We start from the raw sequence: 20,589 nt of genomic DNA, 5'->3' as shown, positions 1-20,589 counted from the left end.
CGACCGTCGGGTCAACCGTCGGGTCAGGGACGCCCCGGATAGATCTCCTGCAGTTCGCGGATGGTGTCAGAGGCGCATGCCCGGAGGAGGGCGACCGACCGCTGCGCGGCCTCGAGGTCGTCGGCCGCGATGAGCCGCTGCGTTGCGATCGCGGCATGGGTGAGGCGGGTAGCGCCCACCATCGCCGCCGACGTCGTGACGCTCAGGACGGCATCCTCGGCGCGTGGTGCGTCGCCTTCGCCGAACCGGAGGTCCAGCCGATTGAGCTTCCCCACCAGGGTCTCCGCGAAGTCCCGGGCGAACCGCTCGACGACGGACGTGCCCGGGAAGTCCCGTTCCATGTCCCGGAGGACGGCAGGATCGAGGAGCGGTGCGGCCTTTCCGGGCGCGTTCGCAGCCGGGTCGGCGTCGTTGAGCGGGGGTACCGTCCCGCCGTCCTGGCGCTGGCCAGGACGTGGCGGAGTCGGGTGGGTGGGCACACTCCCAAGGGTAACGACGGTCCGTACCTGTGGTGCAGCATCCACGGGTTCTTGCGCAAAGCTTGCGGAAGGTACGTGAGGAGCCTAGTAGTGATCCACCTCGACCCTCGCCGGCATTGCTGTACCGCCGCTGTGCCCTGCCACAGCAGGGAATGGGTATCCGCGGGCCCCGGTCAGGGGTCGCTCCGCCGCCGGCGTCCCCCGGCTGATGACCTCCTCGACGTCGTCGAGGACGGCCAGCAGGGGTGCATCCGCCGCCACGCGGTAGAAGCCTGCGAATTCGGGAAGTGCCAGGTAACCCTCCCGGTAGGCCCGGAGGTGCTGGAGGCTCTCCGCGTCGGTGCCCCGCGCCATGATCCGCCGGTAGGCCTCCTCGGGGCTCACATCGAGGAACACCACGGCGTCAGGGGGAAGCATCCGTGCCAGGGCGCCGAGGATTCGGCTCCGGCCGAACCCGCGGGAGCCGCGCAGCGCCTGCTGGCAGGAGAGGTGCCGGTCCATGATGACCACGCCGTCGAACCGCCGGGCGCGCAGGTGGTTCGCGACCACGTTGACCGATCGGACAGCGGACTCGGCGAGGTCGAGGACCCACACCGGGAGTGTTCGTCCGGATCGGTCGAGCCACGCCGCCACGGTGCGCCGTCCCGAGTGGTTGGCGAGGACGAGGGTGGGCCGGGACGGCCCGAGGAGCCGGCTGAGGGCGTGCGCGGCCGTCGTCTTCCCCGCACCGTCGATGCCTGCCAGGACGACGATGAAGCGGGCGGTGGTGCTCTGTGCTGCTGGGGTCATACTCCAGTTCTACGGCAGGAGCCTAGACGTGCTCTTGGTCCGGCATGTGCGCGGGCTGTGAGATCGGGAGGTCCACGCGGAACTGCGTGCGGCCCGGCTCGCTGGTCACACTGATGCTCCCGCCGTTCGCCTCGACCAGCGCCTGGACGATCGCGAGTCCGAGGCCCGTGCTACCCGCGCTCGCGGACCGCGCGGCGTCCCCCCGGCTGAACCGGGTGAAGATGGTGCCGAGGAAGGCCGGATCGATGCCCGGACCGGAATCCGTGACGGTGATGCTCGCGCGTCCCTCCCCCACTGCGAGGGCGGTGGAGATCACCGTGCCCGGCGGCGTGTGCTTGTGCGCGTTGGAGAGCAGGTTGATGAGCACCTGGCGGACCTCGGCCTCGACGGCCCGCACCTCGACGGGCTCGTCCGGCAGGTCCAGGCTCCAGGTGTAGCCCGGCGCCGCCACCTGCGCGTCGCTCGTCGTTTCGATCACGAGTTCGGTGAGGTCGACGTCGGATGCCTCGCCGCGCTGGCCCTCGTCGAGGCGCGCGAGCAGCAGGAGGTCCTCGACGAGGGACGACATGCGCTTCGACTCGCTGTCCACGCGTTCGAGCGCGGACCGTCCGGACGGGCTCACGGCCTCGCTCATGAGGACCAGCTCGGTGTAGCCGCGGATGGAGGTCAGGGGCGTGCGGAGTTCGTGGCTCGCGTCCGCCACGAACTGCCGCACCTTCATCTCGCTCGCATGGCGTTCCCGCAGGGCGCTCGTGACGTGGTCGATCATCTCGTTCAGGGCCAGCCCTACGGTGCCGACCTCCGTACCGGGCTGGGCTGCGGCAGGGGGGACCCGCACGGGGATGGCCACTTCGCCGGAGGACAGGGGAAGCTGCGAGACGGACGTCGCGACGGCCGACAGTTCCTCGAGGGGGCGCAGGGACCGGCGGATGATCACGGTTCCTGCGAGCCCGGTCAGCGCCAGTCCGGCCAGCGAGAGCCCGGCCACCGTGATGTCGAGGGACACGAGGGTGCTGTCGCGCTCGGTGGTGGACAGGCCGGTGACGAGGACGGAGCCGTCGGGGGTGAGGCCGGTGGGCAGGGCCGCGGCATCGACGCGGTAGCGCCCGCTCGAAAGCTCCAGTTCCGCGGGTCCACTGCCGGGGCCGACGGCGGCGAGGACGTCGAGGTCGGCGTCGGTGAGCGGTTCCGTGGTGCCGTCATCCTGCACGAGCGCGGAGTTCTGCGCCTCGCCGTCAGAGAAGACGGCGTTGAGGGTGCCCGGTCGCTGGCCGGCCGCGTTCTCCGGATCCACGTTTCGAAAGGGCCGGTCGTCGTCGTCGCCGGGCGGGCGCCCGCCGGGGAAACCGGCGCGCCCGGCGGCGGGCGTGAGCGCGTCGTCGAGCTGCCCCGTGAGGTAGCTGCTCATGGCGAGGTGGCTGAGGACGCCGATGGCCACGCAGATCGCCGTGAGCAGTGCGAGGGTCGCCAGGATCAGCTTCGTGCGGAGGTGCAGCGGACGGCGTCCCGGTCGGGCGCCCGCGGGATGCGGAGGAGTCACGAAGCCGCGGGTTTGAGCACGTACCCGGCGCCGCGGACGGTGTGGATCATGGGAGTGCGCCCGGCGTCGATCTTCTTCCGGAGATAGGAGATGTACAGCTCGACGATGTTCGCCTGGCCGCCGAAATCGTAGTTCCACACGTTGTCGAGGATCTGGGACTTGCTGACCACGCGGCGCGGATTCTCCATGAGGTAGCGCAGCAGCTCCCACTGGGTGGAGGTCAGGGCGATGTCCTCCCCATTGCGGGTGACTTCGCGCGTGTCGACGTTCATCACGAGGTCCCCGACCACCAGTTCCGCGGAATCCGACGCCGCGACGCCGGAGCGCTGGACGAGGCGGTGGAGGCGCAGCAGGAGCTCCTCCATGCTGAAGGGCTTGGTGACGTAGTCGTCGCCGCCGGCGGAGAGCCCCGAGATGCGGTCCTGCACGGCGTCCTTCGCCGTGAGGAACAGGGCGGGGACGTTCGGTGCGAACGTGCGGATCCTTTTGAGCGCCTCGATGCCGTCGACGCCGGGCATCATGACGTCGAGGACCAGGACGTCGGGGCGGAAGTTCCGCGCCGCGGAAACGGCTGCGGCGCCGTCACCGGCCGTCGTCACGCTCCAGCCCGCCATCCGAAGGCCCATGCTGACGAGTTCCGCGAGGCTCGTCTCGTCGTCGACGACGAGGGCGCGGATCGGGCTGCCGTCGGGATGCGCGAGGCGCGGCAGGTTGTCGGTCATGGAGTGGTGCGAGGCGTCGGCCATCGGGTCTTCCTGGTGTCTTCCGGAGGTACCGGCCGAGGCCGGAGCGAATGCGGGCGGAGCGTTGCGGTCCAGTATTCCGTACGGGTCTTGCGGAGTAGCGGACCGGGGCCGGCGTCAGGCCTCGAGCGGACCTGCCTCGGCCCCGATCGGGGCGAAGGCGGTGGTGCCGAGGACCGCGGCCAGGGCCATGGCCCCGAGGGCGGCTCTGAAGCCCGTGCGTCCGGTGGTCAGTTCGGGGGTGGGGCGGTAGGCAATCATTCTGTCCTCCTGGCGGGTGGTGTCTGTTCCCCTACTCTCCCGTCCTGACCTAGAGCCGCGCTTTCGCGAAGCTGTGCGTCTGCTGTGCAGGCCTGACAGCACCGATCGCAAGATTTTTACAGGCTAAGGGCTCGAAGATGACCGCAGTTCCGAACGTATGGGGGTAGTCATGAATTCCAGCGCTTTTCCGAGCAGCAACCTGAACCGACGCCAGTTCGGCGTTGCTATCAGCGGAGGGGCGCTCCTGCTGGCCCTCGGCGGTACGTATGGCGTGATCGCGCATACCAACGATAGTGCCGTCACCAGTGTGGGCACGGCCTTCGGCAGAGTTGCCATCCTTCGCGCTGGGCGCTTCGCGCGTCTTGACGCGTCGGGCCGCCCTGCAACGGGTGACCTGAGAGCGGCCAGATCGCGTTTCCAGGCCGGGAGCCGGGAGGGATCCCACCACGTCAGGGTGGGGGATGCGCCGGGAACGACTGATGACCATGGTCACGGCAGCTCCCTGCAGGACACAGGGTGGCCGCAACCGGTGAACCTCACGTGGGGTGACCTGCTCGTGCTTGAAGCGGAGATCCACAATGCCGGCCGTGACCCGGTGCTGTTCAGCCCCGCTCAACTACGGCTGACACTCACACCGTCGGGAATCACCATCACGCACCAGGACTCCGATCGCGGTCCCGGTGCACTGGCTCCGAAAGCCACGGAGCGCATCCTCATCAGCTACCTCGCGCCGCACTCCCAGACCGGCTTCGAGCTCGAGGTCTCGGATGCAGTGCGGGACGAACCGCTACGTCTCGCCCTGCCACCCCTGTCCACCACCCGGGCATCCTCATGAGCCCGCTGAGTTTGTACATCAACGAGGGGTTCCTGCCCATGGTGGACGGCTCGCTCGTCTACCACCGTGGATACGGTGACAGGGCTACCCGGATGAATGACACGAGCCCGTCGCTGACAACGGGACCATGGGTATTCACGGCCGCGGGACAGGTGGTCCCCAGCCGTAGCTATCCCCTGAATGCCCCGGTGCCGCCGTACGGCAGACCAGCCCCCCTGGGCCCGGACCCGGCGCTCCAGCGGCATTTCCTCCCCCGGCGTGCGTACTGGGCGAGTTCGTTCCCTGGGCGGACACTGATCGCCGAGACAGGAAGCACCATCAGCATCCTGTTGCACAACACACTGTCACAGCCCCACGAGATGCTCTTCCACGGCGCGGGTTCGGCAGGCGCGGACGTCACCAGCGGACCCATCGCTTCCGGACAGTCCACGCTCCTGGAGTTCCGTGCTCCTGTGCCCGGAACGTATCTGTTCTCCGATCCCGGCAACCAGCCCGTGGAGAGAACCTTGGGCCTGTACGGCGGCCTGGTGGTCATCGACCCCCAGAATGCCTGGCGGCTCGGCCCGAACGGACCCGAGTTCGAGCGCCAGTGGTTGTGGATGTGCCACGACGTGGTGCCGAACTGGGCGCGCATCGCCTCCCAGGGGCAGACCGTCGACCCGCGCACCACACCACCTGTGCCACGGTATTTCACGCTCAACGGATTTTCCGGTTTCCAAGCGCTGGCCCTCACCACCGACGTGGAGTTCAACAGGCATCGGGAGGAAGACACACTGCCCTCGGGGTATCCCCGGGATACCGATGTGCGCAACTTCAGCGCGTCCCCCGCCCCGGGTGCAGTCCGCACCGGCCAGCTCATGAGGATGCTCAACGCGGGCATCGTGAACCACCAACTGCACTACCACGGGAACCATGTGTGGACTGTGCGGGCCAACGGCGTCGACTTCCCGCGATCAGGCGGCCGCGTCAGCGCCGCGGGAGACGTCGTCCTTCAGCAGTGGGAGGACACGGTCCAGCTCCAGGCGGGAGAACGCAAGGAAGCGATGCTTTCGGTCCGCCGTCCGCCCGAGACCGTGGACGCGGTGTGGAACGCGAGGAACGAGGACTGGAAGTATCCCATGCACTGCCATGCCGAACCGTCGCAGACGGCAGCGGGCGGACTCTACCCCGGCGGTCTGATGGCCGACTGGGTGCTCGCCAACGGCCCCGTCGAGCCCGGCCTGCCGGGTTCGACGGGGGACGAGGCACACCACACGTTCCGGAGCCAGGTGGATTTCGCGTCGGACCAGCCGCAAGAGGGCAGCCCTAGTACCGAGTTCCCGCTCCGCCCGGACGTCTCGATGCACCTCGACTTCTTCAGCAGGGAGCTCACCTTCCCTGACGGCTCCTCCCGGGAGGTGTGGAGTTTCCAGAACGAGACGTCAGGCAGGCAGCTGCCTGCTCCGCTCGTGCGGATGACCGAAGGCGAGGTCTTCCACGGGACGGTCAAGCCGAGCAAGAACGTCCATACGATCCACTGGCACGGCATCGAGCCGGATCCCCGCAACGATGGCGTGGGCCACACCTCCTTCGAGGTGACTGGCAGCTACACCTATCAGTGGCGGCCCGAACCTGCGCAGCGGGGCAACCCGAACAAGGGCTCCGCCGGCACCTACTTCTACCACTGCCACGTCAACACACCCCTCCACGTCCAAATGGGCATGTTCGGGGCCCTCATCGTCGATCCGCCGTCCGACCCCGCCCGCCCCACCCCGACGGGAACCCGCCGCCATTCCTCCGAAGGGCCCCTGTACGACATCGCAACGGAGACGCTCATCGCACCGTACTCGATCGATCCACGGTGGCACGGGCTGAACCACGCCGCGGGGCTGTCCGGCGAGGACGTGGGCCTCAACCGCTTCGAGCCCAAGCACTTCTACCTGCTGGGGGCGTCATTCCTGCCCGCCCGAGAGGCGATCGCGTCTGGGCCCTCTCCGCGATGAAGGCGAACGTGGTGACCGGGGACAAGATGCCGACGCTGGTGCGGATGGTGAACGTCGACTATTTCCCTACACGCACCCGGTTCCTGGATGCTGACGGACGGCCTGCGCGAATCGCCGAACTGATCGCACACGACGGCCGACCCTTCTGGACGACCCCTGGCTCGTCGGCACCGGCCGTGCAGCCGTCGATAGCCGGGGAACCGCTGCTCACCAGCATTATCAAGTCGGGCGCGGCAGAGAAGTTCGACATCCTCCTGCGTCCTCCGACTCCTGGGAAGTACACGATCATGATCGAATTCCTGCACTGGATCACCGGCCAGGCCCTTGCGACGCGGACCGTCACCGTCACTGCTTCCTGACGAAGCACCGCGCTACCGCGCCGACGGCACCGCGCCGAGCTTCGAGGGCCACCAGATCTTCGGACCGATGTCGTACGCCAGGGCGGGGATCAGCAGCGAGCGCACCAGCACGGTGTCCAGCAGGACACCGAACGCCACGATGAAGGCGATCTGCGCGAGGAAGAGGATCGGGATCACGCCGAGCGCCGCGAAGGTCGCCGCCAGCACGACGCCGGCGGAGGTGATCACGCCTCCGGTCACCCCCAGTCCGCGGAGGATCCCGGGCCGAGTGCCGATCCGGAGCGATTCCTCCCGCACCCGCGTCATGAGGAAGATGTTGTAGTCCACGCCGAGCGCCACCAGGAACACGAAGGCGAAGAGCGGCACCGAGGCGTCCGCGCCCTCGAACCCGAAGACGCCGTTGAACACCAGCGCGGAGACGCCCAGGGCCGTCGCGTTCGAGAGGGCGACGCTGGCCACGAGGAGCACCGGCGCGAGGATGGACCGCAACAGGACGACCAGCACTCCGAGGATGACGAGCAGCACGATCGGGATGATCTTCCCGAGGTCCGCCAGTGCGGTGTCGTTGGTATCCACCGCCACCGCACTGACACCGCCTACCAGGGCATCCGGGCCGGCGTCGTCGAGGGTGGTCCGCAGTTCACGGACGACGTCCTCGGCCCGGTCCGAATCCGCCTGGTATTCGAGCGTCCCGCTGATGAGCACCCGGCCGTCCTCGACGACGGCGGCGCCACCGGGGTCCGCGGTCAGCGCGGCGTCGGAGACGCCCTCCTGTGCGGACACGACGGCGAGCGCGGCGTCGGCATCGGCTTCCGGTGCGACGACGTAGACCGGGCTGCCGGACCCGGCGTCGAAGTGGCGGCCGAGCGCCTCCTGGCCGTCGACCGCGTTCGACGGTGCCAGGATCAGGGCCGACTGCGGTACCCCGCCGGCCTGCAGCTGGGTCAGTCCGAGGGACCCGGCCACGAGGAGAAGCAGGGACGCGATCCACAGGACGCGTGGGCGGCCGGCCACCAGCAGGGCCACCCGCCTCCACAGGCCCCGGACCTGCTCGAGTCCGGTGGGTCCGGCGGCTGCCGCATGCCTGCCCCGGGGTGCGGCGGCCGCGGTCCGAGGGTGGTAGCGCGGGCGCAGCGGCCAGAAAGCGCCCCTGCCGAAGAGGAGCAGGAGTGCCGGGAGGAACGTGAGTGCTGCTCCGAGCGAGAAGGCGATGCCGATCGCGGCGATCGGTCCGAGGCTCCGGTTCGAGTTGAGGTCCGAGAAGAGCAGGCACAGCAGCCCGAGGATCACCGTGGCACCGGACGCGAGGATCGGCGCCACGGACGTCCGGTAGGCCACCCGCATCGCGTCCCACTTCAGCTCGTGCTCCGCCAGCGCTTCACGGAAGCGTGCGACGAGCAGCAGCGCGTAGTCCGTGGCGGCGCCGATCACGAGGATCGACAGGATGCCTTGGCTCTGGCCGGTGAGCTGGATCAGATCGAGCTTCGCGAAGCCGAAGACCAGCAGGATCGACGTCGCGAGCGCGAACACCGAGGTCAGGAGGACCAGGAACGGGAGGACGACGGAGCGGTAGACGGCCAGCAGGATGACGAACACGGCTCCGAGCGCCACGCCGAGCAGGATCCCGTCGATGCCGCCGAATGCCTCCACCAGGTCGTTCGTGAAACCCGCCGGTCCGGTCACGTATCCCGTCACGCCGTCGGGCAGTTCGTCCGTCAGGACGGTGCGCAGCTCCCCGACCACCTCTGCGAGTTCGGCATCGGAGGAGACGAAGGCGATGTACTGGACGGCCAGCCCGTCCTCGGACGGGATGGGTCCGGCGACGGCGGGCGCCCCAGCGGCCGGCGGTTCGAGCCCCTCCACCTCACCGAGCGCCACCCCGATCTCCTCGTACAGGCCGAGGTTCCGCGGCTCGATGGCCGTGTCAGATTCGGCGACGATTACCGCGGGAATGGCATCCGAGTCGCTGAACCGCTGCTGCAGCTCGCCCGCCTCCGTGGACTCGGCGCTCGCGGGCAGGAAGGACGCGGCGTCGTTACTGGAGACCTCCTCGAGCCGGCCGAAGGTCGGGCCACCTACCGCTGCCCCGACCAGCCAGATCAGCACGACGACGACGGGCAGCAGCACCCTCAACCAGCTGTTCCTCATGACGCTCTCCACCTTCCTGAATTATCTCTGCGATAAAGTATATCCATGGTGGAGATAATAGGAACCGACCTAAACTGGAGGAAAAGGAGGCGGGACCCATGGCGACGAAGGACGAACTCCTGGTACTCCTGCGGCAGTTCACCATCGAGACAGACCGCTACGTCGAGGCCGCCAGCGAGCGCGACAGCCTTTACCGCACCGACCTCCAGGCCCTGGGCATCATGATGGGCGCGGCCAGTGCCGGCCTCACCGTCACCCCTGGGCTGCTCCGGGAGGAGCTGAACCTGAGCTCGCCGGCCACCACCGCGCTCGTCGACCGCCTCGATTCCGCAGGCCACGTCACGCGCCGCCGCAGCGACGTCGACCGCCGGCAGGTGCACCTGGAGATGACCGAGAAGGCGCGCGCCACGGGCGCGATGCTGTTCGCCCCGCTCGCCCGCCACATCAGCGGGGTGTTCGACCAGTACTCGGACGAGCAGCTCGCCCTGCTGCTCGACATGATGCGGAAGGTAACCGACGCCACGGTTGCCGCCAAGAATGAGGCGCGGGACGACGTCGGTGCTTCCTGAGGGCCCTGCCGCGGGTTAGCCTTCCGGAATGAGCGATGAGGTCTATTCCCACGGACACCACCCGAGCGTGACCACGGCGCACGCGACGCGGACGGTCGCGTCCTCCGCCGCCTACCTCGAGCCCTACCTGGAGGCAGGCATGGACCTGCTGGACATCGGGTGCGGCCCCGGGAGCATCACCGCAGGGTTCGCGGACATCGTGGCACCGGGATCGGTGATCGGCATCGACAGCTCGGCGGACGTGGTCGCCCAGGCGGCCGAAACGCACCGGGACCTCGCGAACGTGGAATTCCGTGAGGGGAACGTCTACGACCTCGACTTCGCGGACGAGTCCTTCGATGTCGTCCATGCGCACCAGCTCCTCCAGCATGTCGCCGACCCGGTGGCCGCGCTCCGCGAGATGCGGCGCGTGGTGCGTCCCGGCGGCATCGTCGCCGCGCGCGACGCCGACTTCGGGGCCATGGCTTGGCATCCGGCGGTCGAGGAACTGGAGGAGTGGAGGACGCTGTACCGCGACCTGGCGCGCGGCAACCGCGGCGAGCCGGATGCCGGACGGAGGCTCCCGGGCTGGGCGTCCGCCGCCGGCTTCGCGCACGTGGAGGTGTCGTCGTCGAACTGGACCTACGCCACCCCCGAGGAGCGCAGCTTCCACGCCGGGTCCTGGGCGGATCGCGTCCTGCACTCGGCCTTCGCGGAGCAGACCCTCGACCGTGGGCTCGCCGACCAGCAGACACTCGACCGCCTGGCCGAGGGTTGGCGCAGGTGGGCGCGGATGGACGACGCCGTGTTCCTCATGCCGAGCGTGGAGATCCTCGCGCGGGACTGAGCACGTGCTCCCGGACCGTCGGCGATCACCCCGCCCGGGCAGTGGGTGCAAGCGCGGGATCCGCGGCTAGGCTGGCGGGATGTACCGCATCGTCACCGTCTGTACCGGCAATATCTGTCGCTCCCCCATGGCCGAGCTCATGCTGACCCATGCCTTCGCGAAGGCCGGCATGGCAGGCGACGTCGTCGTGGATTCCGCGGGCACCACCGACTGGGAGGCGGGCCGCCCCATCGACGAGCGCGCGGCGACGAAGCTGACCGAACTCGGCATCGAGAGCCACCTGCACCGGGCCCGCCGTTTCGAACCGGGCTGGTACCGCGAGCGGCACCTCATCCTCGCCCTCGACCTGGACCACTACCGCGAGCTGCGGTCGGAAGCACCGAACGACGACGCCCGGGACAGGATCCACCTGCTGCGCGAGTTCGATCCCTCGACGACGGACACCGACCTCGAGGAGCTGGGCATCTACGACCCCTGGTACGGCGACGCGAGCGACTTCGAAGCCACCTGGCGGATGGTCGACGCCGCGGTGGACGGCGTCGTCCGCTACGTCCGCAACGAGCTCGACGCCGACGGTTCGGACGGCTGACCTGCGGCGCTTACCATGAACGGGTGAATCCCTCCCTCTGGCTGGCGCTGCTCGGCGCCGGAACGCTGATCAGCTTCGTTCCCGGCGCCGGCGCCGTGAACACCATGAGCAACGCCCTGACGGTCGGCTTCCGCCGTTCCATCTGGGGCATCCTCGGGCAGCAGGCCGCGTTGCTGGTGCACATCGGCATCGCCGCGGCCGGCGTCGGGATCCTCGTCGCCAACTCACCCCTCGCCTTCAACCTCATCCGGTACACGGGCGCTGCCTACCTCGCATACCTCGGCGTCCGGAAGTTCCTCCAGAAGCCCGAGCGCAGCGACATCCGTGCACTGCAGGGTGATGAGGGAGCCTTCTCGATGTTCCGGCGCGGCGTGTGGGTCAACCTGCTCAACCCGAAGGCCATCGTGTTCTTCCTCGCCCTCATCCCGCAGTTCATCCGGCCGGAGGAACCGCTGCCCGCCCAGTATGGGGTGCTCGCCGCGACCGTCATCGGCATCGACGTCCTGGTCATGTGGTTCTTCTACGCCGGCACCGCGCGCTCCTTCCGCCGCTTCACGCAGGACGACCGCGGACAGGTCCTCCTGAACCGCACCTTCGGTTCGCTCTTCGTCGGCGTCGGCGCGCTGCTCGCCCTGGCCTGAGCCGTGCCTGCCGAGACACCCCTGCTCATCGCGATCGACGGCCGCTCCGGCGCCGGCAAGACCACCCTCGCCGTGGAACTCGCGGCACTCCTCCGCGAGCACCACACCGTCAGCCTCTTCCACCTCGAGGAGATCTACCCCGGGTGGGACGGGCTCGGCGACGGCATAGACCGCTACGTGAACCGCGTGGTTCGCCCCCTGAAGGCGGGACGGACCGCGCGATGGAACGCCTGGAACTGGGAGGAGGGCCGGGACGGGCCCGAGCGCACGACGCCGGCCGCCGAGATCGTCCTCCTCGAAGGAGTCGGCGCCGCGGCCGCCGCAGCCCGCGCCCACCTGGACGTCGTTCTCTGGGTGGAGGCCGACGAGGAGATCCGGCGCCGCTCCGCCCTCCAGCGCGACGGCGACACCTACGCGCCCTTCTGGCAGCGCTGGGCGGACCAGGAATCGGCGTGGCTGACCTCCGACGATCCGTGCGCCGCCGCCGACGTCGTCGTACAGGGCCACCACGGCCCGCAGCCCCGGGCGATCCGGCTCGCACTCACCGCCCTGCCCGCCTGCGCCGTCCTGCTGGCGCCGGAGCGTGCGGGACGGCGCGGGCTCACGGTCGACTGCGAGCGCATCGACGCGGTCCCGGACCCCGCCGCACTCTTCTCCGCGCTGTACGGCAGCGCCCCCACCGCCGCATGGCTCGACAGCTCCGACGCCGGCACCTCAGCGGCTCAGCAGCCCGGCGGCCGCAGCCGGTTCAGCGTCCTCGCCGATTCCGGCGGCGTCTTCGGGCAGCAGGCGCTGCACCGGGCCGGGATCACGGAGATCACCGCCGGAGCAGTCACGACCCGCATCCGCGAGCCCTTCTTCCGCTGGCTCGAGGACGTCTGGGGGCGCAGGGCCATCCGGACGCCCCAGGTGCCCGGATGCGAGTTCGGGCTCGGGTGGCTGGGCTACCTCGGGTACGAGCTGAAGCGGGAGACGGGGGGCACGGACTCCGCGCCTGGCGGCGATGCCCTGCCCGACGCCGCGCTCCTCTTCGCCGGCCGCGCCGTCGTCATCGACCACGACCACGGCGCCGTCTTCCTGCTGTCCCTCTCGGACGGACGGCCGGATCCGGAATGCGACGCCTGGCTCCGGCGGGCACGGGACGCCGTCGCGGCGCCGCCCCCCGCTCCCCCGTCGCCCCCGTCGCCCCCGCTGGGCGTGCCCCGCTTCGCCGTCCGCGACTCGCGCGAGGAGTACCTCGGGAAGATCCGCCGGGCGCAGGACGAGATTGCGGAGGGCAACACCTACGAGGTGTGCCTGACGACGTCGCTGTCCGCACGCGTGGAACGGACCGACCCGCTCTCCGCGTACCTCCGCCTGCGCACCGCGAGTCCCGCGCCGTTCGCACACTTTCTCCGCTTCCCGGGCTTCGCCATCGCGAGCACGTCGCCCGAGCGTTTCCTGGAACTCACCGCTGACGGCCGGATGCGGGCGGAACCGATCAAGGGGACCCGTGGCCGCTCGGCCGACCCGGACACCGACGCGGCCCTCGCCGAGGACCTCAGGACCTCGGAGAAGGACCGTGCGGAGAACATCATGATCGTGGACCTCCTCCGCAACGACCTCTCGCACCACGCCGTGCCGGGCTCGGTGACGGTCAGCCGGCTGTGCGCCATCGAGACCTATGCCACCGTGCACCAGATGGTCAGCACGATCGACGCCCGGCTGCGGCCCGGAAGCGCCCGCGCAGGCGTCATCGCGTCGGCGTTCCCCGCCGGCTCGATGACCGGCGCGCCCAAGATCAGCACCATGGCGATCCTGGACCGCCTCGAGGGAGCCCCGCGCGGCCCGTACTCCGGAGCCGCGGGCTACTTCAGCCTCACCGGCGCCGCCGACCTCGCCGTCGTGATCCGCACCCTCGTCCTGCAGGACGACGACGGCGGCACCCGCCTGACGCTCGGTGTGGGCGGCGCGATCACCGCCGATTCCGACCCGGCGGAGGAGTGGGACGAAGTGCGTGTCAAGGCCCGCGGCGTCCTGTCGGCGCTGGGCGCCACCTTCCCCGCCCCGGACTGACGCCGGTTCCACGGATATCCGGTCCGATGCTTGTGCGAGGTCTCCTCCTTCCCCTACAGTGGTCCGAAATAATGAATGCCATTCATTTTAGGCCGCCGGCAGCTCCGCCTGCCACGCGGCGGACCTCCCGTACCGCGAAGGAATCCCCGTGAACTCCGTACGATCCCCCCGCCCCGCACCGGCCGACGAGGTGCCGGGCCTGGCGCCCGTTGGCGGAACGATGCCCGCCGAATGGGCGAGGCACGACCGCACCTGGATGGCCTTCCCCCCGGCCAACGACACGTTCGGGCAGCTCGGCAGCAGCACGCTGCACCGGGCCCGGGCGGCGTGGGTCCGGGTCGCGGAAACCCTCGCCCGGTACGAGCCGGTCACGGTTCTCGCCGATCCTGCCGACGTGGACGCGGCGCGGACGATGCTGGGAGCGGGCATCGCCATCGAGGCCGTCCCCCTCGACGATGCATGGCTCCGAGACTCCGGGCCGACGTTCGTGCACGGGCGCGACGGAGCAGTGGACGCGGTCGACTGGGTGTTCAACGGGTGGGGAGCGCAGGACTGGGCCGCATGGTCCCGGGACGAGCACGTCGGCCGGGCCGTCGCACACCTCGCCGGGGTGGGCGCGTCGCAGAGCATGCTCGTGAACGAGGGCGGCGGATTCCACATCGACGGCCGCGGCACGGTCCTGCTGACCGACACCGTGCAGCTCGATCCCGGGCGGAACCCGGCGGCGACGAAGGAGTCCGTGGAAGCCGAGGTCCATGCCCGCCTGGGGACGCGCCATGCGGTCTGGCTGCCGCGCGGCCTGACGCGGGACTACGGCGAGTTCGGCACCCGGGGACACGTGGACATCGTCGCGGCATTCACCGCGTCCAGGACACTGCTCCTGCACCGGCAGGACGACCCCCAGCACCCGGACTTCGAGGTGACCCGCCTCCTGCGCTCCGCGCTCGGCTCGGCCGTCGACGCCGAGGGCACGCCGCTGACGATCATCGACGTGCCCGCGCCCACCGTCATCCGCGACGACGACGGATTCGTCGACTGGTCCTACATCAACCACTACGTCGCCAACGGCGTCGTCATCCTCTGCGCCTTCGACGACCCGAACGACGCGGTGGCCGCCGACATCCTCGCCGCCGCGTACCCGGACCGGACCATCGAACTGGTGGACGCCCGCGACATCTTCGCCTTCGGCGGAGGAATCCACTGCATCACCCAGCAGCAGCCGGCCCCGCGAAACCGTCAGGAGATGGACTGATGCCGATCGATGTCGTCGAAGCGACCATCCGGGACCTCCGCGAGGCCCTTGTGGCCGGCCGGACCACCAGTGAAGAACTCGTCACCGCCTACCTGCAGCGGATACAGGCCTACGACCAGGACGGGATACGGCTCAACGCCGTCGTCGTGATGAACCCCTCCGCCCTCGATGAGGCACGCGCCTCGGACGAGCGGAGGGCGCGCGGCGAGGCACGGGGACCGCTGGACGGCATCCCGTACACCGCGAAGGACAGCTATAAGGTGAAGGGCCTGACCGTCGCCGCCGGGTCACCGGCGTTCCAGGACCTCGTCGCCCAGCAGGACGCCTTCACCATCGGCCGGCTGCGCGACGCCGGAGCCATCCTCCTCGGCCTCACGAACATGCCCCCCATGGCCAACGGGGGGATGCAGCGCGGGGTGTACGGGCGGGCGGAAAGCCCCTACAACGCGGACTACCTCACCGCCGCGTTCGCCTCCGGATCGTCCAACGGGTCGGGGACGGCGACGGCAGCGAGCTTCGCCGCCTTCGGGCTCGCGGAAGAGACCTGGTCCTCCGGCCGGGCGCCGGCCTCGAACAACGGCCTCTGCGCCTACACGCCCTCGCGCGGCGTGATCTCCGTCCGCGGGAACTGGCCCCTCGTGCCCACCATGGACGTCGTCGTCCCCCACTCCCGCACCATGGCAGACCTGCTGGAGATCCTCGACATCATCGTCGCCGACGACGACGAGGCGCGCGGTGACTTCTGGCGCATCCAGCCGTGGATCGCCATCCCGCCGGCGTCGTCGCTGCGCCCGGACTCCTACCCGTCCCTCGCGCCCCGCACCCCCGACGACGCGCGCCGGCACCTCGCCGGGAAGCGCTTCGGCGTTCCGCGCATGTACATCAACGGGGACCCCGACGCCGGCACCGCGTCCTCCCCGGGACTCGGTGGGCCGACCGGGCAGCGCATCCGGACGCGGGACTCGATCCTGGACCTATGGGCGGCAGCTCGGGCCGACCTCGAACGGGCCGGGGCGGAAGTGATCGAGGTGGATTTCCCCGTCGTCTCCAACTACGAGGGCGACCGACCCGGCGCGCCGACCATCCGCACCCGTGGCCTGGTGAGCGCCGGATACCTGCGGAGCGAGATCGTCGACCTCTCGGCGTGGGCCTGGCACGACTTCCTGCAGGCGAACGGCGACCCGCACCTCGACTCGCTCGCCGACGTCGACGGCGCCGGCATCTTCCCTCCGGACAGTCGCGCGCTGCCCGACCGGTACTCGGGCTTCGACGACGACATCGCAGGATACCCCGGGCACATCCGTGCCCACGGGGCAGTCGACCTCACGGACATCCCGCATCTGGAGGAGGGACTGCAGGGGCTCGAGGAGACGCGACGGGTGGACCTCGAGTCCTGGATGGAGGGCCTCGGACTGGACGCCGTCCTCTTCCCCGCTGCAGCGGATGTCGGGCCGGCCGACTGCGACACCAACCCCGCGTCGGCGGACGTCGCCTGGCGGAATGGTGTGTGGGTGTCGAACGGGAACCTCGTCCCCCGACACCTCGGCATACCGACGGTCACCGTACCCATGGGGATGATGCACGACATCGGGATGCCCGTGGGACTGACGTTCGCCGGACCCGCCTACCGTGACACCGAGCTGCTGCGCCTCGCTGCGGCGTTCGAAGCCACGGGATCACCGCGACGATCAGCACCACCGCGGACCCCTCCCCTGTGACGGCCGGGGAAGCCCCTGATGACCGGCGCGACCTCCGGCGCTAGCTCGCGTCGGGGACGCTTCCCGGCACGGCTGTGTCAGGGGCCATCGAGGTGAGGTCCTCCAGGCTGGGCAGTGGCGGCTGGTCGACGGAGCCTTTCAGCTCGAGGACCTTCTCCGGCTCCAGATCGACGACCTCCGCGATGACCTCCGGGTCTTCGCCGTGCTCGAGCGCGACCACGATGGCTTCCTGGAGATTCAATTCGGCATGATCCAGTTCGAACGCCGCTGCCTCCTTGTCCGCTGCTGCGACGGCAAGCCGGTGACGGTCCTCTGCTGACATGATGCGCCCAGCCCTTCTCTTCCAATGGTCGAACACAGGGAGAGCGACGATGGGAACCGGAGGGCCCTGTCGTCGCTCGTGGCGTTCGATTGCACCTCCATTGTGCCTTTCCAGCGCCACAGCACCAGCGCGCGTCCGGCTTCGTTATCGAAGCGGCGCTTCTCCCGGACCATGGATAGCCGGTGGGCGCGACGCGCCGCACCGTTCCATGGGTCCTGACGGCCGTCAGGCGCGCCGTGTCAGTAGGATGATGACCAGCCGGCGACGCCGGCGACGGTTCAGAAGCGAGCCGGGTATCCACCGTGCTCGTTTCCCGAAGACAGGTGCTATGAACTCCCGGCTGACCCCTTCTGAACCCTTCCCCGAGGACCTGACGCCCCTGGAGCTGTCCGAGGTCGAAGTACTGAACAGCAGGATCCAGCGCGAGATGGCGCACGAGTATGTCCACGACGGCGAAGTCGATCCCGAGACGGGCCAGCGCAACGAGGAGCTCACCGAGGAACTGGACCGACGCGACGACGCCGACGCCGCCCGAGCGTCCACCTCCACCGCCGACGCCGCCCAGCTCTAGCCGCCGCCCGCCCTACGACCGCCGCGGGCACGCGCCGTCCCGTAGTACCTCAGGGAAGGCTTCGGGGGCCGTTGATCTCGTCCTCCACAGCGCGCGCCAGCACCCGCAGCTTCCTGCCGTCGCGGTGGGAGTAGTCCCGTGGTTCCTGGTCGATCACGCAGAGGGTGCCGACCGTCCACCCGCCCGGCCCGCGCAGCGGGTAGCCGGCGTAGAAGCGGATGTACGGCTCCCCGAGAACGAGCGGGTTGTGCCGGAAGCGATCGTCCTCGAGCGCGTTCCGCACGATCAGTGCCCCTGCGTTCCGGATGGTGGCGTTGCAGAAGGAGATCTCCCTCGGCATGTTCTGCTGGATCGGGCCGATGACGGATTTGAGGAACTGCCGGTGGTCGTCGATCAGTGCGATGATGACCGAACTGCACTGGAAGTACTCCTTGGCTTCCCTCGTGATCCTGTCGAAGCGCTCCTCCTGGCCGGTATCGAGCAGTCCGGTGCGCGACACCGCGTCGAGCCGCTCGACTTCCTGCTCCTCGTCGGTGAATAGGAAGGCTCCGGCGAGGCCGAGTGCCCGCCGGGAATCCTTCGGGGACTCCTGTGCTGCGTCCAGCCGGTGTTCGGAGCACCGTGGAACCCGGAAACCCCCCTCCCCCTGAGCCTCGGCCAGGAGTTCGTTCATCGCGTCGGCCAGCAGGTCGCACTCCTCGACGGGCAGTTCCAGCACACCGCCCACATAGGCTTCGATCTCGAACTGGGAGACAAGCCCACCCAGCGAGTAATAGCGGAGCCACACGTCCTCGAAGCCCAGGCCCGTGCTGGACAGCGCCTCCCTGATCCGTTGCACGTGTGCCTGCCGATTCATTCCCAGTCCTTCGCGCCGGCCGCCGGAAGTACGACGCCACGACGCCTATAGTGCGTCCCTGTCCCGCGATTCGTCAGCAGGCTTTCTACTACGGTACTGCTGTATCGGGAAGCGGTTTACCGCGAGCAGCATCCGACCCCTGGTTGCGGGTACACCACCGGCCCCGTCCCTCCGCCCGCACCTCCGGCGGCCCGACGTGGTTCCCGGGTGCGACGCCCGCTGGGTATGCGCCTCGGACGACGAGATCCTGTCCAGCGTACGGAACCACACCGCGACGGCCCACGGCTTGACGGACCTTCCCGCCGAAGTCAGGGAAGCGGTCCGGGTCCACACACTGCCTGCCTGACTGACGTCGTTGCATCCCGATCCGACCGCCGGTGCTTCCAGGGCCTCGCTGCGGCATGCCGAGGCGAGGGCATCGTCTGGATGTACCAACCCATCGTGGACACGGCGCGGGGCACCGTCGTCGGGTTCGAAGCCCTTTTGCGGTTCCCCGGCTTCACCGAGCAGGCGATGTCCCGACCCGCTTCGATCCGGTGATGGCGACCGACGACGCCGGCAATTTCGCGGGCCTCGCCCGTGTGGAGAGGCTCATCACGGCGCTCACCCGATCGGGGATTCCCGTCAGCTCCTGACGCGGTCAGTTCCTGACACGGTCAGCCCCTGGCACCGTCAGCCCTGACACCGCCGCCGTCAGGGGCCGTACGGATGTCCGGTGAGCCAGGCCAGCGCCTCGGCCGGGCACTCGAAGTAGCGCGTGGGGTACGGGGGGTTGTGCACCCTGGCGAAGAAATCCGCCAGTGTCCTGTCGACCGCGCTCGGGCCGACGATGGCCATGGCTGCGATGTTCAGCGCAGTCGCGAAACCGTGAAGAGCGCTCCGCGTGAGCGACACCATGCCATTGAGCTCCACCAGCATCGGCGGGCAGACGTCCCGGCACAGGGCGTTGGACCGTTCGATCAGTGCCGCAGCATCACTGTCGCCGACGCTCACGTTGTGCTGCCACTGGACCCACAGGACCTCGGTGCGTAGCTCGGCCACGAAGGCTTCCGCGGCGGCATCCCGTTCTTCCGCCATGCTCCCCAACCCCCTGTGGTGGTACCCGAGTGCCGAGCATCCCCTCGCACACTACAGACAGGGGTGGTCGGGCGCGAGCGGATACGCTGGGGGCCATGACTGTTCTCGTGTTCCTCGACCCGGCCCACGACGACGGCAGGGTCGTCGATGCCTCGCAGCCCCAGCTTCTGGCCACCGACCTGGGCGCCACCCGCGGCGACGGGATCTTCGAATCGCTCCTGGCCGTCGACGGGTCTCCCCGCAAGGAGCAGGCGCACCTGGCGAGGCTCGCGTCCTCGGCAGCGGCCCTGGACCTTACGGTCCCCGACGCCGAGGCATGGAGCCGTGCCATCCGCACCGGCCTCCGGGAGTTCGCGGCAGCGGAGCCGGAGCGCCGTGACGCCGTCGTGAAGCTCATCGCCACGCGCGGGGTCGAAGGCGCCGCGCGTGCCACGGCGTGGGTCCAGGTCGCTCCCGTGCCGGCGTCGACGCTCGAGCAGCGCAGGACGGGACTTCGGGTCCTGTTCCTCGAACGCGGCTATGACAGCACCGTGGCGCAGCGTGCGCCCTGGCTGCTGATGGGCGCCAAGACCCTCTCCTACGCCGTCAACATGGCGGCCCTCCGTTACGCGAAGGCCCACGGGGCCGACGACGTCATCTTCACCTCCTCGGACGGCAAGGTGCTGGAGGGCCCCACCTCGACCGTGCTGTTGGCCCACGACCGCGACGGACGGAAGACACTCCTGACACCGCAGCTCGAGAGCGGCATCCTCGCGGGTACGTCCCAGAGCGCCCTGTTCACGGCGGCGAAGGAGCAGGGGTGGGAACTCGGCTACGGCCCGCTCGAGCCGCACCACCTCCTCGACGCCGACGCGGTATGGCTGATCTCGAGCATCCGGCTCCTCGCACCCGTGCTCTCGATCGACGGCCAGGCCCTCCGATCCTCGCCCGCCCTCACAGCCGAGCTGACCGACCTCGTGGACCGGTTCGTGTAATTT

General features: G+C 69.5%; 23 protein-coding genes. 13 read left to right on the top strand and 10 right to left on the bottom strand.

Translation table 11 applies throughout. The annotated features are described in order from the left end of the window. Positions 1-23: 23 nt before the first annotated feature. From P5G52_RS05605 to P5G52_RS05580, 6 genes are all read right to left on the bottom strand, one after another. Positions 24-479 (bottom strand): hypothetical protein, encoded by a 456-nt coding sequence (locus P5G52_RS05605; RefSeq protein WP_301225427.1) that lies wholly within the window; start codon positions 477-479, stop codon positions 24-26. A gap of 84 nt (positions 480-563) precedes the next feature. Beyond that, positions 564-1,268 (bottom strand): AAA family ATPase, encoded by a 705-nt coding sequence (locus tag P5G52_RS05600; RefSeq protein ID WP_301225425.1) that lies wholly within the window; start codon positions 1,266-1,268, stop codon positions 564-566. A gap of 22 nt (positions 1,269-1,290) precedes the next feature. Next, positions 1,291-2,808 (bottom strand): HAMP domain-containing sensor histidine kinase, encoded by a 1,518-nt coding sequence (locus P5G52_RS05595; protein ID WP_301225423.1) that lies wholly within the window; start codon positions 2,806-2,808, stop codon positions 1,291-1,293. Continuing rightward, a complete protein-coding gene (locus P5G52_RS05590; protein WP_301225421.1) occupies positions 2,805-3,554 on the bottom strand; it encodes a response regulator transcription factor in 750 nt (249 codons plus the stop codon). Before P5G52_RS05590 ends, P5G52_RS05595 begins: the two co-directional genes overlap by 4 nt. Positions 3,555-3,668: 114 nt before the next feature. Next, the gene (locus P5G52_RS05585; protein WP_301225419.1) at positions 3,669-3,812 is read right to left on the bottom strand and encodes a hypothetical protein; all 144 of its coding nucleotides are present in this window, start codon (positions 3,810-3,812) and stop codon (positions 3,669-3,671) included. 49 nt (positions 3,813-3,861) lie between these two features. Continuing rightward, entirely contained in the window at positions 3,862-4,305 is a 444-nt protein-coding gene (locus P5G52_RS05580; protein ID WP_301225417.1) for a hypothetical protein, read from the bottom strand. Positions 4,306-4,341: 36 nt separating this feature from the next. Here P5G52_RS05580 and P5G52_RS05575 point away from each other — a divergent pair, with 36 nt between their 5' ends. From P5G52_RS05575 to P5G52_RS05565, 3 genes are read left to right on the top strand one after another with little or no spacing between them, the layout of a single operon-like run. Beyond that, a complete protein-coding gene (locus tag P5G52_RS05575) occupies positions 4,342-4,647 on the top strand; it encodes a hypothetical protein (RefSeq protein WP_301225415.1) in 306 nt (101 codons plus the stop codon). Continuing rightward, complete coding sequence (locus P5G52_RS05570; protein WP_301225413.1) at positions 4,644-6,629, top strand: multicopper oxidase domain-containing protein; 1,986 nt, start codon at positions 4,644-4,646, stop codon at positions 6,627-6,629. Before P5G52_RS05575 ends, P5G52_RS05570 begins: the two co-directional genes overlap by 4 nt. An 11-nt stretch (positions 6,630-6,640) precedes the next feature. After that, entirely contained in the window at positions 6,641-6,988 is a 348-nt protein-coding gene (locus P5G52_RS05565) for a hypothetical protein (RefSeq protein WP_301225411.1), read from the top strand. Positions 6,989-7,000: 12 nt separating this feature from the next. Here the strand turns inward: P5G52_RS05565 and P5G52_RS05560 are convergent, their stop codons facing one another. Further along, positions 7,001-9,136 carry an MMPL family transporter gene (locus P5G52_RS05560; protein WP_301225409.1) on the bottom strand — a complete coding sequence of 712 codons (2,136 nt, stop codon included), beginning with the start codon at positions 9,134-9,136 and terminating at the stop codon, positions 7,001-7,003. Positions 9,137-9,234: 98 nt separating this feature from the next. Here P5G52_RS05560 and P5G52_RS05555 point away from each other — a divergent pair, with 98 nt between their 5' ends. From P5G52_RS05555 to P5G52_RS05525, 7 genes are all read left to right on the top strand, one after another. After that, positions 9,235-9,705 carry a MarR family winged helix-turn-helix transcriptional regulator gene (locus tag P5G52_RS05555; protein WP_301225407.1) on the top strand — a complete coding sequence of 157 codons (471 nt, stop codon included), beginning with the start codon at positions 9,235-9,237 and terminating at the stop codon, positions 9,703-9,705. 28 nt (positions 9,706-9,733) lie between these two features. Then, positions 9,734-10,531 (top strand): methyltransferase domain-containing protein, encoded by a 798-nt coding sequence (locus P5G52_RS05550; RefSeq protein WP_301225405.1) that lies wholly within the window; start codon positions 9,734-9,736, stop codon positions 10,529-10,531. A gap of 79 nt (positions 10,532-10,610) precedes the next feature. After that, a complete protein-coding gene (locus P5G52_RS05545) occupies positions 10,611-11,120 on the top strand; it encodes a low molecular weight protein-tyrosine-phosphatase (protein ID WP_301225403.1) in 510 nt (169 codons plus the stop codon). A gap of 23 nt (positions 11,121-11,143) precedes the next feature. Continuing rightward, a complete protein-coding gene (locus P5G52_RS05540; protein ID WP_301225401.1) occupies positions 11,144-11,761 on the top strand; it encodes a LysE family transporter in 618 nt (205 codons plus the stop codon). Positions 11,762-11,764: 3 nt separating this feature from the next. Next, the gene (gene pabB / locus P5G52_RS05535; protein WP_301225399.1) at positions 11,765-13,816 is read left to right on the top strand and encodes an aminodeoxychorismate synthase component I; all 2,052 of its coding nucleotides are present in this window, start codon (positions 11,765-11,767) and stop codon (positions 13,814-13,816) included. A gap of 220 nt (positions 13,817-14,036) precedes the next feature. Beyond that, positions 14,037-15,068, top strand: coding sequence for an agmatine deiminase family protein (locus P5G52_RS05530; RefSeq protein WP_301228665.1), 1,032 nt, complete (start codon positions 14,037-14,039; stop codon positions 15,066-15,068). After that, a complete protein-coding gene (locus tag P5G52_RS05525; protein ID WP_301225397.1) occupies positions 15,068-16,786 on the top strand; it encodes an amidase in 1,719 nt (572 codons plus the stop codon). The genes P5G52_RS05530 and P5G52_RS05525 overlap by 1 nt, the downstream gene beginning before the upstream one ends. Before the next feature lie 40 nt (positions 16,787-16,826). Here the strand turns inward: P5G52_RS05525 and P5G52_RS05520 are convergent, their stop codons facing one another. Continuing rightward, the gene (locus P5G52_RS05520) at positions 16,827-17,108 is read right to left on the bottom strand and encodes a hypothetical protein (RefSeq protein ID WP_301225395.1); all 282 of its coding nucleotides are present in this window, start codon (positions 17,106-17,108) and stop codon (positions 16,827-16,829) included. Between the two features lie 328 nt (positions 17,109-17,436). On the opposite strand from P5G52_RS05520, the gene P5G52_RS05515 reads away from it, so the two are divergent. Beyond that, positions 17,437-17,679 (top strand): hypothetical protein, encoded by a 243-nt coding sequence (locus tag P5G52_RS05515; RefSeq protein ID WP_301225393.1) that lies wholly within the window; start codon positions 17,437-17,439, stop codon positions 17,677-17,679. A 49-nt stretch (positions 17,680-17,728) separates the two neighbouring features. Here P5G52_RS05515 and P5G52_RS05510 read toward each other — a convergent pair whose 3' ends face one another. Then, entirely contained in the window at positions 17,729-18,535 is an 807-nt protein-coding gene (locus tag P5G52_RS05510; RefSeq protein WP_301225391.1) for a GAF domain-containing protein, read from the bottom strand. Between P5G52_RS05510 and P5G52_RS18285 the strand changes: the two genes are divergently transcribed. Beyond that, positions 18,486-18,881, top strand: coding sequence for a DUF1059 domain-containing protein (locus P5G52_RS18285; protein WP_363321865.1), 396 nt, complete (start codon positions 18,486-18,488; stop codon positions 18,879-18,881). The two genes, P5G52_RS05510 and P5G52_RS18285, sit on opposite strands and share 50 nt — an antisense overlap. Positions 18,882-19,228: 347 nt before the next feature. Here P5G52_RS18285 and P5G52_RS05500 read toward each other — a convergent pair whose 3' ends face one another. Beyond that, entirely contained in the window at positions 19,229-19,612 is a 384-nt protein-coding gene (locus P5G52_RS05500; RefSeq protein WP_301225387.1) for a DUF7793 family protein, read from the bottom strand. Positions 19,613-19,707: 95 nt separating this feature from the next. Between P5G52_RS05500 and P5G52_RS05495 the strand changes: the two genes are divergently transcribed. Then, a complete protein-coding gene (locus P5G52_RS05495; protein WP_301225386.1) occupies positions 19,708-20,586 on the top strand; it encodes an aminodeoxychorismate lyase in 879 nt (292 codons plus the stop codon). Positions 20,587-20,589: the final 3 nt, after the last annotated feature.

This window comes from Arthrobacter burdickii, from assembly GCF_030433645.1.
GTDB lineage: Bacteria > Actinomycetota > Actinomycetes > Actinomycetales > Micrococcaceae > Arthrobacter_D > Arthrobacter_D burdickii.
Note: the sequence above shows the minus strand (reverse complement) of the source record. Positions and strands in the feature narration are given on the sequence as shown.

What these genes read in the sequence shown, in the direction of transcription:
- P5G52_RS05525 (WP_301225397.1), top strand. Translation starts at nt 15,068, where the DNA reads ATGCCGATCGATGTCGTCGAAGCGACCATCCGGGACCTCCGCGAGGCC.
- P5G52_RS05570 (WP_301225413.1), top strand. Translation starts at nt 4,644, where the DNA reads ATGAGCCCGCTGAGTTTGTACATCAACGAGGGGTTCCTGCCCATGGTG.
- P5G52_RS05500 (WP_301225387.1), bottom strand. Translation starts at nt 19,612, where the DNA reads ATGGCGGAAGAACGGGATGCCGCCGCGGAAGCCTTCGTGGCCGAGCTA.
- P5G52_RS05545 (WP_301225403.1), top strand. Translation starts at nt 10,611, where the DNA reads ATGTACCGCATCGTCACCGTCTGTACCGGCAATATCTGTCGCTCCCCC.
- P5G52_RS05530 (WP_301228665.1), top strand. Translation starts at nt 14,037, where the DNA reads ATGCCCGCCGAATGGGCGAGGCACGACCGCACCTGGATGGCCTTCCCC.
- P5G52_RS05600 (WP_301225425.1), bottom strand. Translation starts at nt 1,268, where the DNA reads ATGACCCCAGCAGCACAGAGCACCACCGCCCGCTTCATCGTCGTCCTG.
- P5G52_RS05515 (WP_301225393.1), top strand. Translation starts at nt 17,437, where the DNA reads ATGAACTCCCGGCTGACCCCTTCTGAACCCTTCCCCGAGGACCTGACG.
- P5G52_RS05495 (WP_301225386.1), top strand. Translation starts at nt 19,708, where the DNA reads ATGACTGTTCTCGTGTTCCTCGACCCGGCCCACGACGACGGCAGGGTC.
- P5G52_RS05560 (WP_301225409.1), bottom strand. Translation starts at nt 9,136, where the DNA reads ATGAGGAACAGCTGGTTGAGGGTGCTGCTGCCCGTCGTCGTCGTGCTG.
- P5G52_RS05585 (WP_301225419.1), bottom strand. Translation starts at nt 3,812, where the DNA reads ATGATTGCCTACCGCCCCACCCCCGAACTGACCACCGGACGCACGGGC.
- P5G52_RS05590 (WP_301225421.1), bottom strand. Translation starts at nt 3,554, where the DNA reads ATGGCCGACGCCTCGCACCACTCCATGACCGACAACCTGCCGCGCCTC.
- P5G52_RS05520 (WP_301225395.1), bottom strand. Translation starts at nt 17,108, where the DNA reads ATGTCAGCAGAGGACCGTCACCGGCTTGCCGTCGCAGCAGCGGACAAG.
- P5G52_RS05555 (WP_301225407.1), top strand. Translation starts at nt 9,235, where the DNA reads ATGGCGACGAAGGACGAACTCCTGGTACTCCTGCGGCAGTTCACCATC.
- P5G52_RS05550 (WP_301225405.1), top strand. Translation starts at nt 9,734, where the DNA reads ATGAGCGATGAGGTCTATTCCCACGGACACCACCCGAGCGTGACCACG.
- P5G52_RS05510 (WP_301225391.1), bottom strand. Translation starts at nt 18,535, where the DNA reads ATGAATCGGCAGGCACACGTGCAACGGATCAGGGAGGCGCTGTCCAGC.